Consider the following 18981-nt stretch of genomic DNA (forward strand, 5'->3'; position numbering starts at 1 on the left):
TTCGAAAGTTTTTCTTTACAGTGACGATCGCACCAGAACACCGGGGTTCATCGTACCCCGCGGATCGAGCGCGACCTTGAGCCGAGCCATGAGTTCCCGCTCCACTGCGCCGCGATTCCGGTCAGCCATGGCGATCTTGGCGCGGCCGAGCCCATGTTCGGCCGCGAAGCTGCCACCCATCTCCGTGGCAAGCGCCGACAGCGCCTGCGCGAACTGCCCGGCCTTGCCGTCGAAATCGGCGCGGCCTTCCGGCGGAGACAGATTGTAGTGGATGTTGCCGTCGCCGAGATGCCCGAACGGGTTTATCCGCACGCCTGGCAGGATGTCGTCGCAGACTTTGGCGCCGGCTTCGATGAAGCGGGCGATCGCGCCCGGTGGCACCGAGATGTCGTGCTTGAGCTGCTCGCCCTCCAGCCGCTGCCCTTCCGGCTGTTCCTCGCGCAGCCGCCAGAACTGCGCCCGATGCGCGCCCGACGTCGCCAGCGCGCCGTCCAGCACCAGACCTTGTTCCATGCCCCATTCGAGCGCCGAACCAAGGATCTCGTCCAGGGGAACGCGCTGCGACCCCGATGCCAGTTCGACCAACAGATAGACGTCGCCCCGCGTCTCCAACTGGTAGGAGAGGTCGGGCAGATGCTTGAGCGCCAGCTCCAGGCCGAGGTCACAGAAGAATTCGAGGCCGGTCAGGAATTCCCCGGCCTCGCCGCGCAGGAAGGCGCCGAACAACACGGCGGCGGCAAAGTCGGACATGACCAGCAGCGCGCCCGCCTGCTGCCTCGGCGTCGGATAGAGCCGCAGCACCGCGCGTGTCACGATGCCGAGCGTGCCTTCCGCGCCGCAGAACAGCTTGCGCAGCTGATAGCCGGCATTGTCCTTCTGCACCGCGCGCAGCCCGTCCCACACCACGCCGTCAGGCGTCACTACTTCGAGGCCGAGCACAAGATCCTGCATCATGCCGTAGCGAAACGCCTGGCTGCCGCCGGCATTGGTGCCGATCAGGCCGCCGATCCTGGCACTGCCTTCGGCGCCCAGATGCATCGGAAACATCAGGCCATGCGGCTCCAGCGCCTCGTGCAGCGCGGCAAGCACGACGCCTGCCTCGACGGCGATCGATCCGCTGTCGAGATCCGGTTTGCCGATCGCCGCCATGCGCGACAGCGAGACGATCACGGCGTTCGGCTGCTCCGCGACGGCGCCGCCGCAAAGCCCGGTGTTGCCGCCTTGCGGCACGACCGCCAGTCCGGCCTCCCGGCACAGCTTGATGACACTGGCGACCTCGGACGTGTCCGCGGGCCGCGCAACGCCCAGAGGCGCGACGCCATAGCGGTTGAGCCAATCGCGCTGGTAGGGCTCGGCGTCATGGCCAGAAAGCCAGCCTTTCGGCCCGAGGATCTCGCGCAACGCGGCGGCGGGGTCAGTCATGAAGATACCTGAAGATATGTGGCGTGCTGGGTGAACGTTGCATCTTCCCAAATGCCGTTCAATGACCCAGCACCTGCGACAGGAATTGCCGGGTGCGCTCGTTGCGGGACGCGGCGAAGAATTCTTCCGGCGGCGCCTCCTCGACGATCTCGCCGCCATCCATGAAGATCACCCGGTCGGCGACCCGGCGCGCGAAGCCCATCTCATGCGTCACGCAGATCATCGTCATGCCTTCCGAGGCAAGCGTGACCATGACGTCCAGCACCTCGGAGATCATCTCCGGATCGAGCGCCGAGGTCGGCTCGTCGAAGAGCATGATCTGCGGCTGCATGCAAAGGGCGCGCGCAATCGCCACCCGCTGCTGCTGGCCGCCGGAGAGCTGGCCGGGAAACTTCATCGCCTGTTCGGGGATACGGACCTTTTCCAGATAGCGCCTTGCGGTTGCCTCGGCTTCGGCGCGCGGCTGCTTGCGCACGATCATCGGCGAAAGCATGCAGTTGTCCAGCACCGTCATATGCGGAAACAGGTTGAAGTGCTGGAACACCATGCCGACCTCCCGCCTGATCCCGTCTATGTTGCCGACATCGTCGTTGAGCTCGGTGCCGAGCACGGTGATGCGGCCACCATTGTGCTGCTCGAGGCGGTTGATGCAGCGGATCATGGTCGACTTCCCGGAGCCGGAAGGACCGCAGATCACGATCTTCTCGCCCCGCTGCACCGTCAGGCTCACCTTCCGCAGCGCGTGGAACGTGCCGTAATATTTGTCGAGGTTTTCGATCTGGACCGCAGGGCCGGCGGATTGCGACGAATTGCTTGAAATCACCTGCGTCTCCTACCGTTCGCCGACCGACATGCGGCGCTCGAGAAAGGCGCCGTAGCGGGACAGGCTGAAGACGAAGACGAAATAGATCATGGCGATGAAAGCGTAGACTTCGACATAGGCGAAGCGCCACTCGCCGGTTCCGTAGGCGGCGTTGCCGGAGGCCAGGATCTCAAAGAAGCCGACGATGACCACCAGCGAGGTCTCCTTGAACGAGATGACGAACTGGTTGATCGTGGCCGGCAGCGCGTTGCGCATGGCCTGCGGCAAGAGGATGCGGCCGATGCGCTGCCAATAGCTCATGCCGAGCGCCATGGCGGCTTCCTCCTGTCCCGCCGGGACGCCTTGCATGCCGCCTCTGACGATCTCCGCCTGATAGGCCGAGAAGAACAGGGCCGAGCCGAGAATCACACGGTACAGCTTGTCGCCCTGCAGCCATTGCGGCAGCGCGAACGGCAGCACGATGGCGAAGGTGAACAGGATCGAGATCAGCGGCAGCGAACGCACCCCGTCAATGATGAGGCCGGTGGTCCGTGATATCCATGGCAGGTCGGAGCGGCGCAGCAGAGCCAGGCAGATCGCCAGCGGGAAGCCGATCAGGCAGGTGGTGACGAAGATGAACAGGGTCAGCGCCAGTCCGCCCCAGGCCTCCTCACCAACATGGGCAAGGCCAAGCACGCCGCCCTTCATCAGCACATAGTAAAGGGCTGCTCCGGCTCCCCATACCAGGGCTATGCGGCGTCCGGTCCAGAAGGCCGGGATACAGCTCAGCACCGTCATCACCACCACGGTGACGCAGGCCAGCGCCGAGCGCCATTGCTCGTCGAAGGGGTAGAGGCCGAACAGGATGATGCGCCACCTGGCCGCGATGACCGACCAGCAGGCTCCAGCCGCCGCCTGGCAGGCTTCAGGCCCGCCGCTGGTGGTGAACACGGCCGAGAAGACCGCCCAGTTCAGGAGCTTCCAGCCCAGGAAGACCAAGATCGCCAGGGAGACCAGCGACAGCAAGGCCTGAAGCGGCGTCGCAAAGAAGCGCCGTCTCAGGTCCTCGAGCTTTCCGGGAGCGGGTGGAGCGACAACAACCATCTCCATCTCTCATCCCCTCAGTTGATTGCCCTTGAGGGCGATTGCTTTGTTGATGCGGTTGAAGATGGCGGCCAGGCTGAGGTTGATGGTCAGGAAGCCTGCCATCAGGATGCCGATCGATTCCAAGGTCTGGCCGGAGTGGTTGATGGTCAGCGACACGATCATGAAGAAGTCGGTGAAGCCGATTGCGATGCCCATCGTCGTCGCCTTGATCAGCCAGACATACTGGTTGGCGAGGATCGGCAGCATGGCGCGCAGCGCTAGCGGCAGCTTGACCAGCGTGAACACCCGCCAGGGGCTGAGGCCCAGCGAAAGTGCCGCCTCGACCTGGCCCTTGCCGACAGATTTGAAGCCGCCGCGCACGATCTCGGCGATGTAGGAGCCGCCATAGATGGCGATGGCAACCGCGAGCGCCGAAAACTCCGGTGGAATGCGCAGGCCGCCTCTCAGGTTAAGGCCTTGCAGGGCCGGAAAGTCGAGCAGCGGCGCGTCGGGCACGCGGCCGACAACGAGGATGATGGCTGCAACGGCCAGTGCCGCTGCGGCGGCGGCAAGCTGTATGGAGGAACGCTGGCCGATTGGCTGGCTCAGACGTGACGTCCGGCCAAGCCAGGCCGGCAGCACGATGGCGGCAATCACGGCCAGAATGGCCAGTGCCATTGCCACGCCGCCGACATTCGGGAACGGGACATAAAGCCCCCGGCTGGTGAGCATAAAGCCCCAGGCTTCGTGCGCGGCGCGCGGTGTCGGCAGGTGGGTGATGAGCGCGTACCAGAAGAAGACCTGGAGGATCAGCGGGATGTTGCGGAAGATGTCGACATAGGTGCGGCCGAGCACCTGCGCCAATTCGTTGGAGGAGGTCCGCGCCAACCCGACGATCGTGCCGACAAGCGTCGCCAGCATCAATCCGACGCTGCCCAGGAACAGCGTGTTGATGATGCCGATGAGGAAGAACCACCAATAGGGATCGTTGGCCGTGGCGGGCAGGAGCGAGAAGTTCACGTCCCAGCCCGTTGACTTGTACAAGAAGTCGAAGCCGGAAGTGATCCCTTGCTCGGCAAGGTTACGCCGCGCGATCACCACACCGGCAAGCACCAGCGCGGCAAGCGAGCCGACATAGAGGACCTGCAACAGTGCGTTGCGGACCTTCTGATTTCTCAGCAGGCTGCTCATTGACCGATCCTTCCCGAATTGTCGCCGACCCCGCCCGGCACGGGCCGGGCGGAGCGAGGGTGGGATGCGTTCAGACGTGGATCAGTCGATCACCAGCGGGAACAGGACGCCGCCATTGTTCCAGAGGTTGGTCAGGTCACGATCCATCTTGTAGGGCGAGTCCTTGCCGAGATCGCGATCGAAGATCTCCGAATAGTTTCCGACCTTCTTGATGACGTTGTAGGCCCAGTCGTCAGGCAGGCCGAGACCCTTGCCCATGCCCGGTGCCGCACCCAGGAACTTGGCGACCGCCGGCGACGTCGGCTTGGCCTTGATCTCGTCAACGTTCTTGGAGGTGATGCCTTCCTGTTCGGCGAAAAGCAGGGCGCTGAGCGTCCAGTTGGCGACGTCGACCCAATTGTCGTCACCCTGCCGCACGATCATGACCTCCGGCTCGACCGCGATCACGTCGGGCAGGATCACATGGTCTTCGACCTTGCCCTTGGCCACACGCGCGATGGCGAGGACCGGACCCCATTGCGCATAGAGGTCGCAACGGCCGGAGAAGTAGGCCTGTTCGAGCTCTTCCGTCTTCTCGATGACGACCGGCTCGAGCTTGATTCCGATCTTCTGGCTGTAGGCAGCGACCTGCTGTTCGATGGTTGTGCCGGCAGGGATGCAGATCGTGCCGCCCTGCGCGTCCTTGAGCGACTTCAGGTTAAGCTCCTTGTGCGCCATCACCTTGGTCGTGCCGAGGTAGTATGACATCGAGAACTGGAGTCCCAGTTCCGTGTCGCGGCTCAGCGTGCCGCCCGAGGCCTTGATGACGATGTCGACGTCGCCCGACTGCAGCGACGGCCAACGCTGCGCCCAGCTGATCGGCACGATCTTCAGTTTCGTCGGATCGCCGAAGACGGCGGTGGCCACGGCTCGGCAGAGGTCGATGTCCATGCCCTTCCAGGTGCCTGTGTCGTCCACTTCGGCAAAGCCGAGATAGGAGCCGTCATGGCCGGTGCAGTTGAGCACGCCGCGCGCCTTGACGGTGTCGAGCGTCTTGCCGCCGGCCGCCTCGGCCGGCGCCGCGAAATGCACGAGGCCAAGCGTCAGGGCCGCAGCCCCCATTGCATCATTTTCATGTTGATTGTCTCCACTGTTGAGGTTGTTCCGTTTCTTGTTGTTGGAGGTCCGAAAGGTGCCCTTCGGACTTCAGTCGCGAAGCCGCTTCCTACTCGGAAAGCGGGGTCGGTTTCGGCAAGGGGAGCTTCAGATCGCTCCGCCAGTCCTGCTGGGCCAGCCATCGGTGCAGGGCAGCCACCGCCTTGACGCGCAGATGTCCGCGCGGGACGACGAGGTAGAAGCCGGGGACTTCCTCCGGCTTCATATCGGCGATGGCGTCGCGGCCGACCGGCGCGACCAGCGCGCCCGATCGCAAATCCTCCTCGGCGTCGATGACGGAGACCAGGCCTACGCCGATGCCTTGCAGGGTCGCCCGGCGCATGGTCGCCGCGTCGTCGAAGCTGATGCTGCGGTCGCCATCCGTCAGTTCCACCCCGAGATGGCGCAATATGTCCGGCCACAGGCGCTTCGACTTGACGGTGTCGAGCAGCGTGAACTTCGTCAGGTCATGCGCCGACTTGATCTTCTCGCCGATATCAGGCGTGCAGCAGATGATCTTCGGGTCCGGCACCAGCAGCGTGGTCTCGTAGTCCGGCCAGCTGCCGTAGCCCCACTGCACCGTCATATCGATGTCGTCGCGGCCGAAATCGGGCAGGTCGACCATCGTCGTCAGGCGCAGATCCGCGCCCGGCAGGATCTCGCGGAACAGCGAAAGCCTGGGCAGCAGATAGTGCGTGGCGAAATACGGGCTGGCATTGAGGTTGATGCGGTCGCGGTAAGTCGACTTGGTGACGCGGCGCACGCCTTCCGAAAACTCGTCGAAGCCGGCTTTGACGTAATGCGAGAGCAGGATGGCGGACTCGGTCAGTTCGATCGACCGGCCCTTGCGCTCGAACAGCGTCACCTGCAGCGTGTCTTCCAGCAGCTTGATCTGCTGTCCCACAGCCTGCGGCGTCACCAGCAGTTCGTCGGCCGCCTGCCTGAAACTCTTGTGCTGCGCGACAGCGTGGAAGACGCGAAGCGCGTTGAGCGAAGGAAGGCGAAGCTTGCCGGTCATCGTGAATTCCGCCTCCCTTGCTCGAGACTCCGCTGATCATGCACTGCCGTATTTCCGCCGCCGCCGGCTGCGGAATGTTGCCTCAGGCGTAGATATAGCCGCCTGAAACAATTACGTTTTCGCCGGTCATGTAGGTGTTTTTCGGGCCACCGGTCATCAGCACCCATTCGGCGATCTCGGTGGGCTCGGCGCCACGGCCGAGCGGGCTCGCCTTGGCCAGTTCCTCGAGGAAGCCAAGGGCTTTCGCCTTCTCCGTGGCCATGCCGGCCGGCGCCACCGAATTCACCAGGATCCCGTCCTTTGCCACGTGATGGGCAAAGGAGCGCGTCAGGCTGACGACGGCGGCCTTAGTCGCCGCATAATGAGCGTTCTGCGGATGCGCCTTGAAGGCATCAACCGAGGTCAGGTTGACGATGCGGCCGCGCACATGGTTCTTCGGCTCCTGCGACTGCATATGGCGAACGGCCGCCACCATCATGTGGTAGGTGCCCTTGATGTTGATACCGTTGGAGGCGTCCCAATCGGCGTCGCTGATTTCCAGAAGCGGGCGGCGCGGATAGATCGCGGCGCAATTGATCAGCGTGTCGACGCGCCCGAGCTTCGAAACGATGGCGTCGAAGGCCGTGTGGCATTGCGGACCGACCTGGATGTCGCATGCCGCCGCCGCCGTCGGCAGGCCCTTGGCCTTCGCCGGCGCGAGCGCGGATTCGGCTGCCTCCTGATTGATGTCGATGATGCCGATCTTTGCCGCCCCGGCCTCGACAGCCATCTCGGCCAGAAGAGCGCCGAGGCCGGCGCCGCCACCAACGATGAGAACGGAAAGATCTTTCATTCCAGTTTTCCTTACTTGGTGCCGCTTGGCGATGTCGGCCAGGTCGGCATGATGTCGAAACGGGTGACGTCGGCCCATGCGGGGAGCGCAAGCACCGCGACGACCATCCTGGCCACGTCCTCCGGCTGCACCACTTTGCTGGCGTACATGGCGGCGCGCGCCTTGGCGTCGAGGATGTCCTGGTAGAGCTGTGTCTCGACACGACCGGCGACGATCTCGGTGACGCGTATGCCTGATGGGGAGAGGTCGGTGCGCAGCGCGGCGGCAAAGCCTGATATCGCCGCCTTGGTGGCTGAATAGACGGCAATGTTGGAATAGGCCGCGTGGCCGGCGGTCGAACCGGTGAACAAGATATGTCCAGACTGCCGCTCGCGCATCTGCGGTACGACGAGGCGAGTGAGCAGGATCGCCGCGCTGAGGTTCACCTCGAGCGTGGTGTCAATGTCGGCGATTTTCATGTCGGCGAAATTGCCCAGCGGCGGCATGATCCCGGCATTGTTGATCAGCACGTCGATGGTGAGGTCCGCCAGAACCGCTTCCAGCGCCTCGCGGTCGGTGATGTCGACGGCGATCGGCACGATGCCTGGCCGCTCGGCCTGCAACTCCTTGAGCGCGGCCTGGCTGCGCCCGACGGCATAGACGTCATGGCCGGCGTCACTCAACGCGATCGCCATGGCCCGCCCGATGCCGCTTGTCGCTCCTGTGATGAAGGCTGTCGTCACGTGGGCTTTCCTGATTACCTGGTTTCAGTGTGCGGCGTGGACCGATGCCGCGAAACCAAGAAAACCAGCAAAAAGGAAAGATAAACTTTCGAATTTTCTTTTCCCGTATGAAACCTGGACCCGTGTGCACCTGGATGTCAGTGCCGCAAACCAGCGGAAACAGCAGGAAAACGAGCCCCTCAGGTAACCGGAAGCGGTTGCTGCAAGCCGACAGAACAAAAAACATGGCTTTCGCAATGCGCGGCTAAATTAGTCCAGGCGCTTGCGTATGCGATCGAGTTCCCAGGCCTTATCCGCCCGTCGGCACCGGCCTTTTCATCTCGGTGAAGAGAGAGGCCGCGGCCGCTTTCTGCTCCGCGTCCGTTGCCTCGACGCCCGAAGCGCGGGCCAGAGCGCGCACGCGCCCGAGGCTGTTGTGCAGATGCTTGCGCATGGTCTGGCGCGCGGCGCGGCCATCCTGCCTCTCGATGGCGTCGACGATGGCTTTGTGCTCGTTGTGGATGCGCGCGTAGTAGCTGTCCTTGAGCTCGGGCGCGACGACATAGCCGAGATTGAAGCGCGGAACGATGATCGGCCCGAGATAGCTCAGGAAGCCGTGGATGAATTCATTGCGCGCGGCTTTGGCGATCGCCAGGTGGAAATCATAGTCGTAGTGGATCTGGACGGCGGCGGGATCCGCATGCTGGGCATCGACCTGTTCCATCAGCGCACGGATTGCATTCGCCTCCGCGTCGGTGCGCCGTTCCGCGCAGAGCCCGGCGGACTCCACTTCGACGCTCAACCTCAACTCGAGCAAAGCGATGGTTTCCGGCAAGGTCCTGAGCGCCTCGTCGGGGATCGAGAAGTTACGCGGCGCCGGCGTTTCGCTGACGAACATGCCGCGCCCCTGCTGCGGCACCACCATGCCTTCGGAGCGCAATCGCGCCACCGCTTCGCGCACGACGGTGCGGCTGACATCGTATTCGGCGCAAAGCTCCGCCTCGGTCGGCAATTGCGCGCCGGGAAGCAGCGATCCGGAACGGATCTTTTCGGACAGGCTCTCCGCCACGACGGTGGAAAGCGGCTTGCGCTTCGTCATCAGTCTCCCCTAGAGCAATTTCAGGAAAAGTGTCTAACGGTTTTCCGTCCGGAATTGCGTAGAAACAAAGAGATAGAGCGTTTCCGTGAAACGCTCGACCCAGATTCGCGATGATGCCCGAACCGGCAGGACCATTCAAACCGCCGCGGTGACAATCAGCTCGACCAGCATTCCGGGCTTGGCCATCCGTCCCTCGCCGGAAGAGCGCGCCGGCGCGTGCTCCTTCGGCATCCAGGCATCCCAGACCGTGTTGACCTCGTCGAAGTCGCGCACATCGTCCAGCCACATCTGCACGTGAAGGATGCGGGTCTTGTCGGTGCCTGCCTTGGCAAGCAGCGCATCGATCTTGTCCAGTACCTCGCGCATCTGGTCTGCCGCCGACTGGCCGGGCCTCGCGACCTGGCCGGTGAGATAGAGCGTGCCATTGTGGATGACGCCATGGTGGATTCGGGTGTCGAAGTCGAAACGCTGGATATCGTTCATTGGATTGTCCTCGTCAGATTGCCGGTGTCTGCCGGATGGGGTTGCCCTGCAAATACTGCGCATAGGGCGCCTGGACGAGCCAGCCGGCATCGACCGGCAAGGTCACGCCGGTTATCGATGCAGCACGGTCAGAGCACAAAAACAGCGCGGCCTCGGCGACATCGCGCGGCTCGACGAAGCGGCGCAGTGCGGTGGTGGCCTGGATCGCTTCGGGGTTGCGTTCGCCCTTGGCGATCCTGGCCTTCAGTCCGTCTGAAAGCGTGTAACCGGGCGCTACCGCGTTGACGCGGACTCCGCGCGGGCCGAGTTCGGCGGCGAGGATCTGGGTCAGCGCCAGCACCGCGTGCTTTCCGGGCGTGTAGGCTGGCAGCGACAGCGGCGCGAAGGAGGCGAGCGAGCCGACATTCAGGATCGCGCCGCGCCCGGCGGCCGACATCAGCCGGCCGAACACCTGGCACCCCAGCAGTGTGCCGCGATAGTTCACCCGCCACATTTTTTCGTCTTCGTCGAGATCCTGGTCGAGCACGTGCTTGCCGCTCTGCAGGATGCCGGCGCAGTTGACCACGACATGCGGTGTGCCGAACGCAGCGCTGACGGCCTGCGCCAGCGCTTCCACCGACTGAGCATCGGCGACATCGGTCTGGACGAACAGGGCGCGCGGCGCGCCCGCCGTCTCGCAGGCGCTGGCCGCCTCCTTGCCCCGTATCGCGTCCCGGCCTGCGACGACGACTTGATGGCCCTCCTCCGCAAAGCGCAGCGCGATGGCACGTCCGATGCCGGAGGTGCCGCCGATGACGACGGCTGTCAGTGTCTCAACCATGGCTGCGGTCCTTGCGCTCGATATCGAAAAATTCGGCCATGGCCTCGACCTGGAAGTCCATCATCGGGCGTCCGGGCTGGATGCGACAGCCGATCTCCTTCGCCGCCTTGAGCAGCGCCGTCTCGGCCGGCTCCATGATGATGTCGACCACTGTCATGTCCGGGGTCAGCTTAGTCACATCCATGGGCAGCGGATCGCTGGCTTTCAGCCCGGCAGGGGTCGCGTTGATCGCCATGTCCATGCCGGACGGATCGGGCTGGCCGACCTCGATACGGCATTTTGGAAAGGACTTGCTGACCAGCGCCGCCAGTTTTCCAGCCCGATCCTTGTCGATGTCGGTCAGCCGGATCTCCGCCGCGCCCTCTTCGGCCAGGCAGTAGGTCAGCGACGCGCCTGCGCCGCCGGCGCCGACCTGGAGGATGCGGCGGCCGGCAATCTGGTGCTCGCCCGCCTTGAGCCCATCGATGAAACCGACGCCGTCGAAATTGTCGGCGTACCAGCTTCCGTCCGGGAGCCGGCGCACGGAGTTCGCACTCTGCACCCGCGCCGCGCGATCGTGCGCGGCACTGCATTTATGGTAGACCGGAACCTTGTAGGGCACCGAGATGATGACGCCGCGAATGTTCTCGGCCGCGGTGATGCCGGCCCAGAAGGTGTCGAAATCCTCCGGGCGGCAGCTCAACGGCACCATCAGGCTGTCGAGGCCCTTCTGCTCGAAGATCTCGTTGAACATGCCGGGGCTTTTGGCATGGCCCACAGGATGGGCCAGCATCACGAAGACATCGGCCTTGCCGGTTCCGCGCATCGATTTATTCCTTTCCGTTTGACAGTTCATGGTCGCTCAGCATCTCGAGCGCCTGGACGAGGGACGAGTGGTCGGCCTCCGCGCCACCGGCTCGGGCCGAGCAGCTATTCATCAGCTGCTGCGCTGTCGCCGTGTTCGGCAGGGCGACGCCGAGCGCGCGGGCGCTTTCCAGCGCCAGGTTGAGGTCCTTCTGGTGCAGCCGGATGCGGAAGCCCGGCGCGAACGTCCGCGCGATCATGCGCTCGCCATGCACGTCGAGCACGCGCGACGAGGCAAAGCCACCCATCAGCGCGCCGCGTACCTTGGCCGGATCGCAACCCGCCTTGCTGGCGAAGACGAGCGCCTCGGCCACCGCCTCGATGTTGAGCGCGACGATGATCTGGTTGGCGATCTTGCAGGTCTGGCCGGCGCCGTTCTGCTCGCCGATCAGGGTGATGTTCTTGCCCAGCGTCTCAAAGATCGGCCGTGCCCGTTCGAACTCGGCGGCCGGCCCGCCGACCATGATGGTAAGGCTCGCCGCCTTGGCGCCAACCTCGCCGCCTGAGACTGGCGCGTCGAGATAACCGGCGCCTGCCTGTCGGATCTTCGTCGCGAATTCCGCCGTGGCGATCGGGCTGATCGAACTCATGTCGATGACCAGCTTGCCCGCCGATATTCCCTCCAGCACGCCGTCCTGCCCAAGCAGGACGCGCTCAACGTCGGGCGTGTCGGGCAGCATGGTGATGATGATATCGGATATCCGCGCCACTTCGGCGGCGGAGGCGACGACCGATGCCTCCAGTTCCTTCGGCAGGGGGGAGCGGTTCAGCACGGTGACGATCTCATGCCCGGCATTGGCTAGGTGGTGCGCCATCGGCGCTCCCATGACGCCAAGCCCGATGAAACCAATCTTCATGTCCAACTCCCTTTCGGACCTCGTGCGAACTGGCCTTGCAGCCAAAGTCAGCCGTATGATATAGGACATCATACAAATTTCAATGGACCTTCTTCAGGGAGATCGATCGCAAATGCAGGAGCGCCGCAACACCTTGAAGGCCGCCGTTTCGGCCGGCCGGGCTCACATCGGCATCTGGTGCTCGCTGGCTTCGGCCCTCACCACCGAGATCGTCGCCGGCTCCGGAGCCGGCTGGGTGCTGATCGATGGCGAGCACAGTCCCAACCATCTGCGCAGCATCATGGCGCAGCTGCAGGTCATGGGCGGCTTCGACAGCGAGGCGGTCGTGAGGCTGCCCTCCGACGACGCCAATTTGATCAAGCAGGCACTGGACATCGGCGCGCGCAGCCTGATGATCCCGAATGTGCGGACGGCCGATCAGGCGCGCGCGATCGTTGCCGCCATGACCTATGCTCCGGGCGGTTTCCGCGGCTTCTCGGTCGGTCACCGCGCCAATGCCTTCGGCCGCATCGCCGGCTATCACGCCAAGGCGCACGAGCAGCAGCTGCTGGCCGTGCAGATCGAGGACGAAACCGGCGTCGCCAATGCCGCCGAGATCGCAGCCGTCGACGGCGTCGATGTGCTTTTCGTCGGCCCCGGCGACCTCTCGACCAATATGGGCGCCATGGGCAATCCCAATGCCGCGCATGTTCAGGAAGCGATCGCCTCGGTGCGCAAGGCAGCAGCGTCGGCAGGCAAGGCCAGCGGCATCCTGGCGCCGGCAAAGGCCGATGCCGACCGCTATCTCGCCGACGGCATCACCATGGTCGCGGTCGGTTCCGACCTCGGCCTGCTGGCGCGGGGCTCGGATGCCCTGATCGCCTCATTCAACCAGTAGACCGGAGACAGACAGTGGCAATCCCCCCCTACAAAGCGCCGTCGCGCAACGCCTACGACATCGTCATCGTCGGCGGCGCGGTCATCGGTTCGTCGACGGCCTATTGGCTGAGCCAGGCGCTGGGCAGCGGCGCCTCGATCCTCGTGGTCGAGCGCGACTCAAGCTACGAGTTTTCCTCGACGGCGCTCTCCACCAGCGCCATCCGCCAGCAATATTCCAATCCGATCAATGTAAAGATCAGCCAGTTCGGCATCGAGATCATCCGCACCTTCCAGGAGCGGATGGCGCCCTTCTACAAGGACGAGCCGGCACCCGACCTTGGCTTTCGCGAGCATGGCTATCTCTACTGCTGCTCGCCCGAGGGCGTCGAAGCGGCGCGCGAGCGCGTCGACCTGCAGCGCAGCCTCGGCGCCCATACCGTCTTCCTTGAGCCCGGCCCGCTGAAGGAGCGCTTTCCCTGGCTCAATGTCGAGGATCTCGGCGGCGGTTCCTGGGGCTCGCGGGAAGAGGGCTGGTTCGATTCCATGGGCATGATGAACGGCTTCCGCCGCGCCGCCCGCGCCAGCGGTGTCGAATACATCGACAACGCCGTGACCGCACTGGATCTTGCCGATGGGCGGGTCGTCTCGGTACGCTTGGCGACCGGTCAGACGGTCGCCTGCGGCGCATTGGTCAACGCCGCCGGCCCGCGCGCGCAGCTGGTCGCCGCCATGGCCGGTCTCTCCATCCCGGTCGCGCCCTACAAGCGCTACAGCTTCGTCTTCGCCAGCGCCAATCCGATCCCCGGCCGGATGCCCAACGTCATCGACCTTTCCGGCACCTTCGTGCGTCCGGAAGGCGAGCTTTTCCTCACCGGCAACACGCCGCAGGGCGACGGTCCTGCCGGCTATGACGACTTCGAGATGCATTTCGAGGAGTTCGACGACTACATCTGGCCGGCGCTCTGGCACCGCATTCCGGCCTTCGACGCGCTGAAGGTCCAGACCAGCTGGACCGGCCACTACGAATACAACATGCTCGACCACAACGGCATTGTCGGCTTCCACCCCGAGGTAACCAACTTCATGTTCGCCAACGGTTTTTCCGGGCATGGCTTGCAGCAGTCGCCCGCCGTCGGTCGGGCGGTGTCGGAGCTGATCATCCACGGCGCCTTTCAGACGCTCGACCTGTCGCCATTCAGCTACGAACGCATAGAGCGCGATGAACCGTTCCTGGAAGAAGCAGTGATCTGATTTCGGCGTCGTCTGCTCGCGATTTGTCGCCGGGGCCGCACCGCATGAACGAGGCCCATCCGGCCGACATTCTGATGCCTGCGTTCGCTGTGGGCAAAGTGGTGATCAGGCTCCGGGATTAGATGTCAGTGGCTTTGGGACGGCCCGAATGCCGTTTTCCTGAAATGCCTGGTGCACGGCGAGCAAAACGGCGCGGCGGATCATGAAATTTCTGCCCGCCTTTGCCTTGAATTTGGCCCGGATGACCAGCGTGCCGTCCTCAACCTCGGCAATTCCCTGGCTCTTGAACGGCTCGAGCAGATCTCCAGCAAGTTCCGGGTTGGCCGAAATATCCTGGCCGATCTTCTTGAAAATCTTGCGGACTTTTTCGACATCGGTGTTGAACGCAACGCGAAAGGTCAGTTTCTCGATCATCCAGTCGCGGCTGAAATTTTGTATCTTGCCAATCTCGCCATAGGGGATTGTCGCCAAGGCACCGCGCTGATGGCGCAGGGAAACCGACCGGACCGAGATTTTTTCCACGGTCCCCTTGGCGCCTGACGTTTCGATATATTCGCCGAAGCGGAATGCATCGTCGATCAAGAAAAACAGCCCGGAGACTAGGTCCTTAACCAGCGTCTGCGAGCCGAAGGCGATGGCCAGCCCGAACACACTCAAGCCGGCGATCAACGGCCAGACATTGATCCCGATCGACACCAGGATCGAGAGCAGCGCCAAGGCCAGAATACTCGATTTGCCGACCCCGCTGATCAGCGGCACCAATGTGCCCAGCCGTGAACGCGGCGCACCCAGCATCTCCTCGTCACCGCCAACAACGGATAACTCCGCGCGCAAGGCGCGAGCCGTCCCTGTGCCGATCACATTCCACAGAAACGCCGCCACCAACATGATCAGCGCCACCCCGGAGGCGCCCTTGGCGACCTCTCGCAGATCTATGCCGAACCCGGCAGCCAGCGGTGTCGCCCATAGCGTTCCCAGCATGGCGATCATGATAGCCACGACGGCGAAGCGGGCTGTCTGTCGCCCTGCCGCTGCCAAGATCGAGATGTCGGGAGACTCCAATCCGCGCTGCGCCCAGTTCCCGATCATCGCATCGAGATGGGGCGCGGCGAGAAACATCAACGCTGTCAGCAGAACGGCCGCCCCACGAAGCGATGTTCCCAGGGTCAGCGCGGCCTGAGCGCTGAGAAAGGTGACTACCACGAACGCTATCACTACTGCCGGCCACATTTTGGCGAGACGGGTTCGCCAGCGGCTTCTGGGGCGCGGACCGGCGACGGCGGCCGCCATTGTGCGTCTGTGCCGCCATACCGCCCATGCAAACAGAAGGTAGGTCGGAATTGCCAAACCTGTGCGCAGCACATCCCCCAGGGCCGGCCCGACGCTCCAGAGCCGCGACGTCGCGATGAGCGTAGTGGCGATGATCGCCAAGCCAATAGCAAGCGAGAGGTCGCGCACGAGCACCGCCAGATGGGCGGAGCGCTCCGCGAACTCGGTTCGCCGCGATGCCATAAAGAATGATCTGACGGCGGCGAGGATGATGAAGCCGAGCACGGTCGCCACCGTCCAAAGGCGAAGGGTTTGCAAAGGTACGCCAGAACCGGCCAGCAGCCGCGCAGCAATGAAACCGATCACCAGCGCCACCACAGTAGCCGCCACGCCTGCGAAGAATCTGCGCCATGCGCTACTTGTGGCACTCGCCTTCTTGAACCGCCGGGCGAGCAGGATGAACACGCCCGCGACGAGCGCAACAATCAACACAATCTCGAACAGGAGCCCAAGGAGAGATGTTCCGCCGTCCGCAAGCGAGGACCTCAAGTTTTCAAGCTCGACGGGGACGTCGCTCAAAGCGGCAAACCGCGCGAACAGTCCGGAGACGAAGCGGTCGGCCAGTTGTTCGAAGCCCGAAATCAACGAAGTAACGTCCGTCTCTGCCGTCGTGCCCACGATTTCCCCCTCTTCAGCACCTCGAAAGCCAGTTCCGGCGGTCGCCCGACCGTCGAACAATTCGCCGCTTGTCTCTCCGGGCGGTCATGCCGTCGAGCATGGGGCACGCTCCCTCACGACGAACGCTCGATACAACGGAAGCCGAGGTGGCAAGTGGACGTATCTACAGCTTGTGCCATGCGCGCGGCCGGCCGGTAACGCCGGCAATAACTTGGAGCGCACAGGAAAGACCCGCCCTTGGTCACCTTGCGCGGAATCCTGATGTCGGGTGTCAGCGGATCGTAACTTGCCTCACGCTCGGCACCGTGCGGGTTGGCCATCGTGCAGCAAGGGCTGTCGATGCGGCGGTGCTCCTGGTACCAGTCAGTGGTCCACTGCCAGACATTGCCAGCCATGTCATGGAGCCCATAGCCGTTTGCCGGAAATGAACCGACCGGAGACGTCCATTCGTAGCCGTCCTCGCAATCGTTGCGGAACGGAAACTCGCCCTGGTACGTGTTGGCCATATGCTGGCCGCCGGGGGTTAGTTCGTCGCCCCATGCGAACTCGGCTGCTTCCAACCCGCCCCTGGCGGCGAACTCCCATTCGGCCTCGGTCGGAAGCTCCTTGCCCGCCCAACTCGCATAAGCTTCCGCGTCCTCGTAAGCGATGTGCACGACGGGATGATTTTCGAGGTCCTTGAGTCCGCTGGCGGGCCCGCGAGGATGCCGCCAATTCGCGCCGCGCACATAGGCCCACCAGTTGTAGTGATTGCCGCGATCAATGCTGCGTGAAGGCCTCACGAATAAGGCCGAAGCCGGTGCCAACGACTCAGGGTTAGCTCCGGGATAGTCCACGGCATTTGCCGGTCGCTCGGCCAGCGTGACGTAGCCGCTGGCCTCGACAAAGCGCCTGAACTCAGCATTGGTGACGGCCGTGCGATCCATCCAGAAGCCGCCGACCACAACACGATGCGCCGGCGCCTCTTCCGGATAGTGGTCGTCGGAGCCCATTAAGAACTCACCGCCGGGAATCCAGGCCATATCGCCCTGCGACGAGACTGCTGGCTTTGCGGCAAGTCGTGCATCAGTCATCGGGCGCCTCGCCTAAACGGCCGAACTCATCTGCCTTTCAATCCCCCGCAGCGAACATATCTTCCGGGCTTGGTGTCACCAGCGGTGTGAAGAATATCAACCGCACCGCTTCTTGCAGCAACAGTGGAGGCTTCATCTGGCTCGCAAGCTCGGTAATTCTTGCCTGCATCTCCTTGACTTTGTCAGGGTTCTTGTCGGCCAGATTGGTGGCTTCCGATTTGTCCTGCGCCAAATTGAAAAGCTCTATTTTTTGCGGCAGCGCCGCTGCCCACACCAGTTTCCAATCGCCCTCACGCACCGCGCCGACCATCGGATCGACATTGTAGACAATCTCGGTGCGCGGCGAACGTTTGCCCTCGCTGATGGCCGGCCACATATCCATGCCGTCCAGGGGTTTGTCCTTGCCGGGTTTGGCACCGGCCAACCCAGCCAGTGTCGGCAACATGTCAACGACGTGCATAAGGCCGTTGAAGACACCAGGCTTGATCTTGCCGGGCCAGTTCATGAAGGCAACCGAGCGCGTGCCTCCCTCATAGAGAGTACCTTTGCCATCGCGATAGGGACCATTGTCGGCGGGAAGCTTGCCCTCCACCTTCGAATCACCGGTGAACATCGAGTTGACGACGCCGCCATTGTCGCTCATGAAAACGACGAGGGTATTGTCGCGTATCCCCTTCTTCTCGAGCGCGGCCACGACATTTCCCACCTCGTCATCGATCACCGAGACCATGGCGGCATAGGCCCTCCGGTTCTCGTCGGCGATGCCCTCATACCGGTCGAGATATTCCTTCGGAGCCTGGAACGGCGTGTGGGGCGCGGTGAAGGCGAGGTAAAGAAACAGCGGCTTCTTCTGATCGTGAGCCTTGATGACTCGGACAGCCTCCTGACCGAACAGGGTGTTGTCGAAGCCCGGCTCCTTGATCGGCTTGTTGTTGCGGTACCAGTCCGCGATGCCGTGCGATGAATGTTTGAAATGGTCGATCTCGCCGACGGTTGCCCCGTAGAATGAATCAAATCCACGTTGTTTCGGCCAGTAGGCCACCTTGGCATGGCCGAGGTGCCATTTGCCACTCATCGCCGTCCGATAGCCCGCGTCTCTAAGGATTTGCGGAAGAAGGGTTTCGTCAAGCGGAAGGCCATAGGTCCCTGCTGCGGGGACAACGCCAACCTGCATGCCATAGCGTAGCGGATAGCGGCCGGTCATGAGGGCGCAGCGCGTCGGTGTACACATCGGCTGCACGTAATATTCTTCGAGCTTCGCCCCCTCAGCGGCTAGCTTGTCGATGTTGGGCGTCTTGATGTCTGAGCCGTGGTAGCCGACGTCTTTCCAGCCCTGATCGTCCGCAACGATGAAGACGATGTTGGGCTGCGAGGGCTGGGCTGCGGCCGGCTGAACGCCGGCGAGGCCGGCAAGCGCCCCCGAAAGGCCGGCAGGAGCGGCAAACCGCGTAACGGCCGCCGCCGTACCTGCCATCAATGCGTCTCGCCGCGTTATTTTGTTGCTGATGCCGGCTTCAGCCGGGAAGTCACGATCGTTGCTCATGTTCTTGCCCCTGCGCTGCAG

At 63.4% G+C, this 18981-nt stretch carries 18 protein-coding genes; 2 read left to right on the plus strand and 16 right to left on the minus strand.

The features are described 5' to 3' along the window. Positions 1-15: 15 nt before the first annotated feature. From AC1DX6_RS09130 to AC1DX6_RS09190, 13 genes are all read right to left on the minus strand, one after another. Positions 16-1422 carry an FAD-binding oxidoreductase gene (locus AC1DX6_RS09130; protein ID WP_477312411.1) on the minus strand — a complete coding sequence of 469 codons (1407 nt, stop codon included), beginning with the start codon at positions 1420-1422 and terminating at the stop codon, positions 16-18. 58 nt (positions 1423-1480) lie between these two features. Continuing rightward, the gene (locus AC1DX6_RS09135) at positions 1481-2245 is read right to left on the minus strand and encodes an amino acid ABC transporter ATP-binding protein (RefSeq protein ID WP_477312412.1); all 765 of its coding nucleotides are present in this window, start codon (positions 2243-2245) and stop codon (positions 1481-1483) included. Between the two features lie 9 nt (positions 2246-2254). After that, positions 2255-3334, minus strand: a complete 1080-nt coding sequence (locus tag AC1DX6_RS09140) for an amino acid ABC transporter permease (RefSeq protein ID WP_477312413.1) — start codon at positions 3332-3334, stop codon at positions 2255-2257. 3 nt (positions 3335-3337) lie between these two features. Next, positions 3338-4501, minus strand: a complete 1164-nt coding sequence (locus tag AC1DX6_RS09145) for an ABC transporter permease subunit (RefSeq protein ID WP_477312414.1) — start codon at positions 4499-4501, stop codon at positions 3338-3340. An 81-nt stretch (positions 4502-4582) separates the two neighbouring features. Next, positions 4583-5602, minus strand: a complete 1020-nt coding sequence (locus tag AC1DX6_RS09150) for an amino acid ABC transporter substrate-binding protein (protein ID WP_477312416.1) — start codon at positions 5600-5602, stop codon at positions 4583-4585. A gap of 103 nt (positions 5603-5705) precedes the next feature. Next, positions 5706-6653 (minus strand): LysR substrate-binding domain-containing protein, encoded by a 948-nt coding sequence (locus AC1DX6_RS09155; RefSeq protein ID WP_477312418.1) that lies wholly within the window; start codon positions 6651-6653, stop codon positions 5706-5708. An 82-nt stretch (positions 6654-6735) separates the two neighbouring features. After that, positions 6736-7485 (minus strand): SDR family NAD(P)-dependent oxidoreductase, encoded by a 750-nt coding sequence (locus AC1DX6_RS09160; RefSeq protein WP_477312420.1) that lies wholly within the window; start codon positions 7483-7485, stop codon positions 6736-6738. 11 nt (positions 7486-7496) lie between these two features. Then, positions 7497-8207: an SDR family oxidoreductase gene (locus tag AC1DX6_RS09165; protein ID WP_477312422.1), complete on the minus strand. Its 711-nt coding sequence runs from the start codon at positions 8205-8207 to the stop codon at positions 7497-7499. 289 nt (positions 8208-8496) lie between these two features. Beyond that, positions 8497-9285 (minus strand): FadR/GntR family transcriptional regulator, encoded by a 789-nt coding sequence (locus tag AC1DX6_RS09170; protein ID WP_477312424.1) that lies wholly within the window; start codon positions 9283-9285, stop codon positions 8497-8499. A 135-nt stretch (positions 9286-9420) separates the two neighbouring features. Continuing rightward, entirely contained in the window at positions 9421-9768 is a 348-nt protein-coding gene (locus tag AC1DX6_RS09175) for a RidA family protein (RefSeq protein WP_477312426.1), read from the minus strand. A 13-nt stretch (positions 9769-9781) separates the two neighbouring features. After that, positions 9782-10588 carry an SDR family NAD(P)-dependent oxidoreductase gene (locus tag AC1DX6_RS09180; RefSeq protein WP_477312428.1) on the minus strand — a complete coding sequence of 269 codons (807 nt, stop codon included), beginning with the start codon at positions 10586-10588 and terminating at the stop codon, positions 9782-9784. Beyond that, positions 10581-11393: a shikimate dehydrogenase family protein gene (locus tag AC1DX6_RS09185; protein WP_477312430.1), complete on the minus strand. Its 813-nt coding sequence runs from the start codon at positions 11391-11393 to the stop codon at positions 10581-10583. Before AC1DX6_RS09185 ends, AC1DX6_RS09180 begins: the two co-directional genes overlap by 8 nt. Before the next feature lie 4 nt (positions 11394-11397). Further along, positions 11398-12288, minus strand: a complete 891-nt coding sequence (locus AC1DX6_RS09190; RefSeq protein ID WP_477312432.1) for a 2-hydroxy-3-oxopropionate reductase — start codon at positions 12286-12288, stop codon at positions 11398-11400. A gap of 112 nt (positions 12289-12400) precedes the next feature. Between AC1DX6_RS09190 and AC1DX6_RS09195 the strand changes: the two genes are divergently transcribed. Beyond that, positions 12401-13165, plus strand: a complete 765-nt coding sequence (locus tag AC1DX6_RS09195) for an HpcH/HpaI aldolase family protein (protein ID WP_477312434.1) — start codon at positions 12401-12403, stop codon at positions 13163-13165. Positions 13166-13179: 14 nt separating this feature from the next. Next, entirely contained in the window at positions 13180-14397 is a 1218-nt protein-coding gene (locus AC1DX6_RS09200) for an NAD(P)/FAD-dependent oxidoreductase (RefSeq protein ID WP_477312436.1), read from the plus strand. 105 nt (positions 14398-14502) lie between these two features. Here the strand turns inward: AC1DX6_RS09200 and AC1DX6_RS09205 are convergent, their stop codons facing one another. The 3 genes from AC1DX6_RS09205 to AC1DX6_RS09215 form a co-directional block, all read right to left on the minus strand. Beyond that, positions 14503-16344 (minus strand): mechanosensitive ion channel family protein, encoded by a 1842-nt coding sequence (locus AC1DX6_RS09205; RefSeq protein ID WP_477312438.1) that lies wholly within the window; start codon positions 16342-16344, stop codon positions 14503-14505. 113 nt (positions 16345-16457) lie between these two features. Continuing rightward, entirely contained in the window at positions 16458-17417 is a 960-nt protein-coding gene (locus tag AC1DX6_RS09210) for a formylglycine-generating enzyme family protein (RefSeq protein ID WP_477312440.1), read from the minus strand. 37 nt (positions 17418-17454) lie between these two features. Beyond that, positions 17455-18960, minus strand: a complete 1506-nt coding sequence (locus tag AC1DX6_RS09215) for an arylsulfatase B (RefSeq protein WP_477312442.1) — start codon at positions 18958-18960, stop codon at positions 17455-17457. Positions 18961-18981 lie beyond the last annotated feature (21 nt).

It is taken from the genome of Mesorhizobium sp. P2_C4 (assembly GCF_056404575.1).

What these genes read in the sequence shown, in the direction of transcription:
- AC1DX6_RS09150 (WP_477312416.1), bottom strand. Translation starts at nt 5,602, where the DNA reads ATGGGGGCTGCGGCCCTGACGCTTGGCCTCGTGCATTTCGCGGCGCCG.
- AC1DX6_RS09190 (WP_477312432.1), bottom strand. Translation starts at nt 12,288, where the DNA reads ATGAAGATTGGTTTCATCGGGCTTGGCGTCATGGGAGCGCCGATGGCG.
- AC1DX6_RS09140 (WP_477312413.1), bottom strand. Translation starts at nt 3,334, where the DNA reads ATGGAGATGGTTGTTGTCGCTCCACCCGCTCCCGGAAAGCTCGAGGAC.
- AC1DX6_RS09130 (WP_477312411.1), bottom strand. Translation starts at nt 1,422, where the DNA reads ATGACTGACCCCGCCGCCGCGTTGCGCGAGATCCTCGGGCCGAAAGGC.
- AC1DX6_RS09170 (WP_477312424.1), bottom strand. Translation starts at nt 9,285, where the DNA reads ATGACGAAGCGCAAGCCGCTTTCCACCGTCGTGGCGGAGAGCCTGTCC.
- AC1DX6_RS09210 (WP_477312440.1), bottom strand. Translation starts at nt 17,417, where the DNA reads ATGACTGATGCACGACTTGCCGCAAAGCCAGCAGTCTCGTCGCAGGGC.
- AC1DX6_RS09195 (WP_477312434.1), top strand. Translation starts at nt 12,401, where the DNA reads ATGCAGGAGCGCCGCAACACCTTGAAGGCCGCCGTTTCGGCCGGCCGG.
- AC1DX6_RS09215 (WP_477312442.1), bottom strand. Translation starts at nt 18,960, where the DNA reads ATGAGCAACGATCGTGACTTCCCGGCTGAAGCCGGCATCAGCAACAAA.
- AC1DX6_RS09160 (WP_477312420.1), bottom strand. Translation starts at nt 7,485, where the DNA reads ATGAAAGATCTTTCCGTTCTCATCGTTGGTGGCGGCGCCGGCCTCGGC.
- AC1DX6_RS09185 (WP_477312430.1), bottom strand. Translation starts at nt 11,393, where the DNA reads ATGCGCGGAACCGGCAAGGCCGATGTCTTCGTGATGCTGGCCCATCCT.
- AC1DX6_RS09145 (WP_477312414.1), bottom strand. Translation starts at nt 4,501, where the DNA reads ATGAGCAGCCTGCTGAGAAATCAGAAGGTCCGCAACGCACTGTTGCAG.
- AC1DX6_RS09180 (WP_477312428.1), bottom strand. Translation starts at nt 10,588, where the DNA reads ATGGTTGAGACACTGACAGCCGTCGTCATCGGCGGCACCTCCGGCATC.
- AC1DX6_RS09175 (WP_477312426.1), bottom strand. Translation starts at nt 9,768, where the DNA reads ATGAACGATATCCAGCGTTTCGACTTCGACACCCGAATCCACCATGGC.
- AC1DX6_RS09155 (WP_477312418.1), bottom strand. Translation starts at nt 6,653, where the DNA reads ATGACCGGCAAGCTTCGCCTTCCTTCGCTCAACGCGCTTCGCGTCTTC.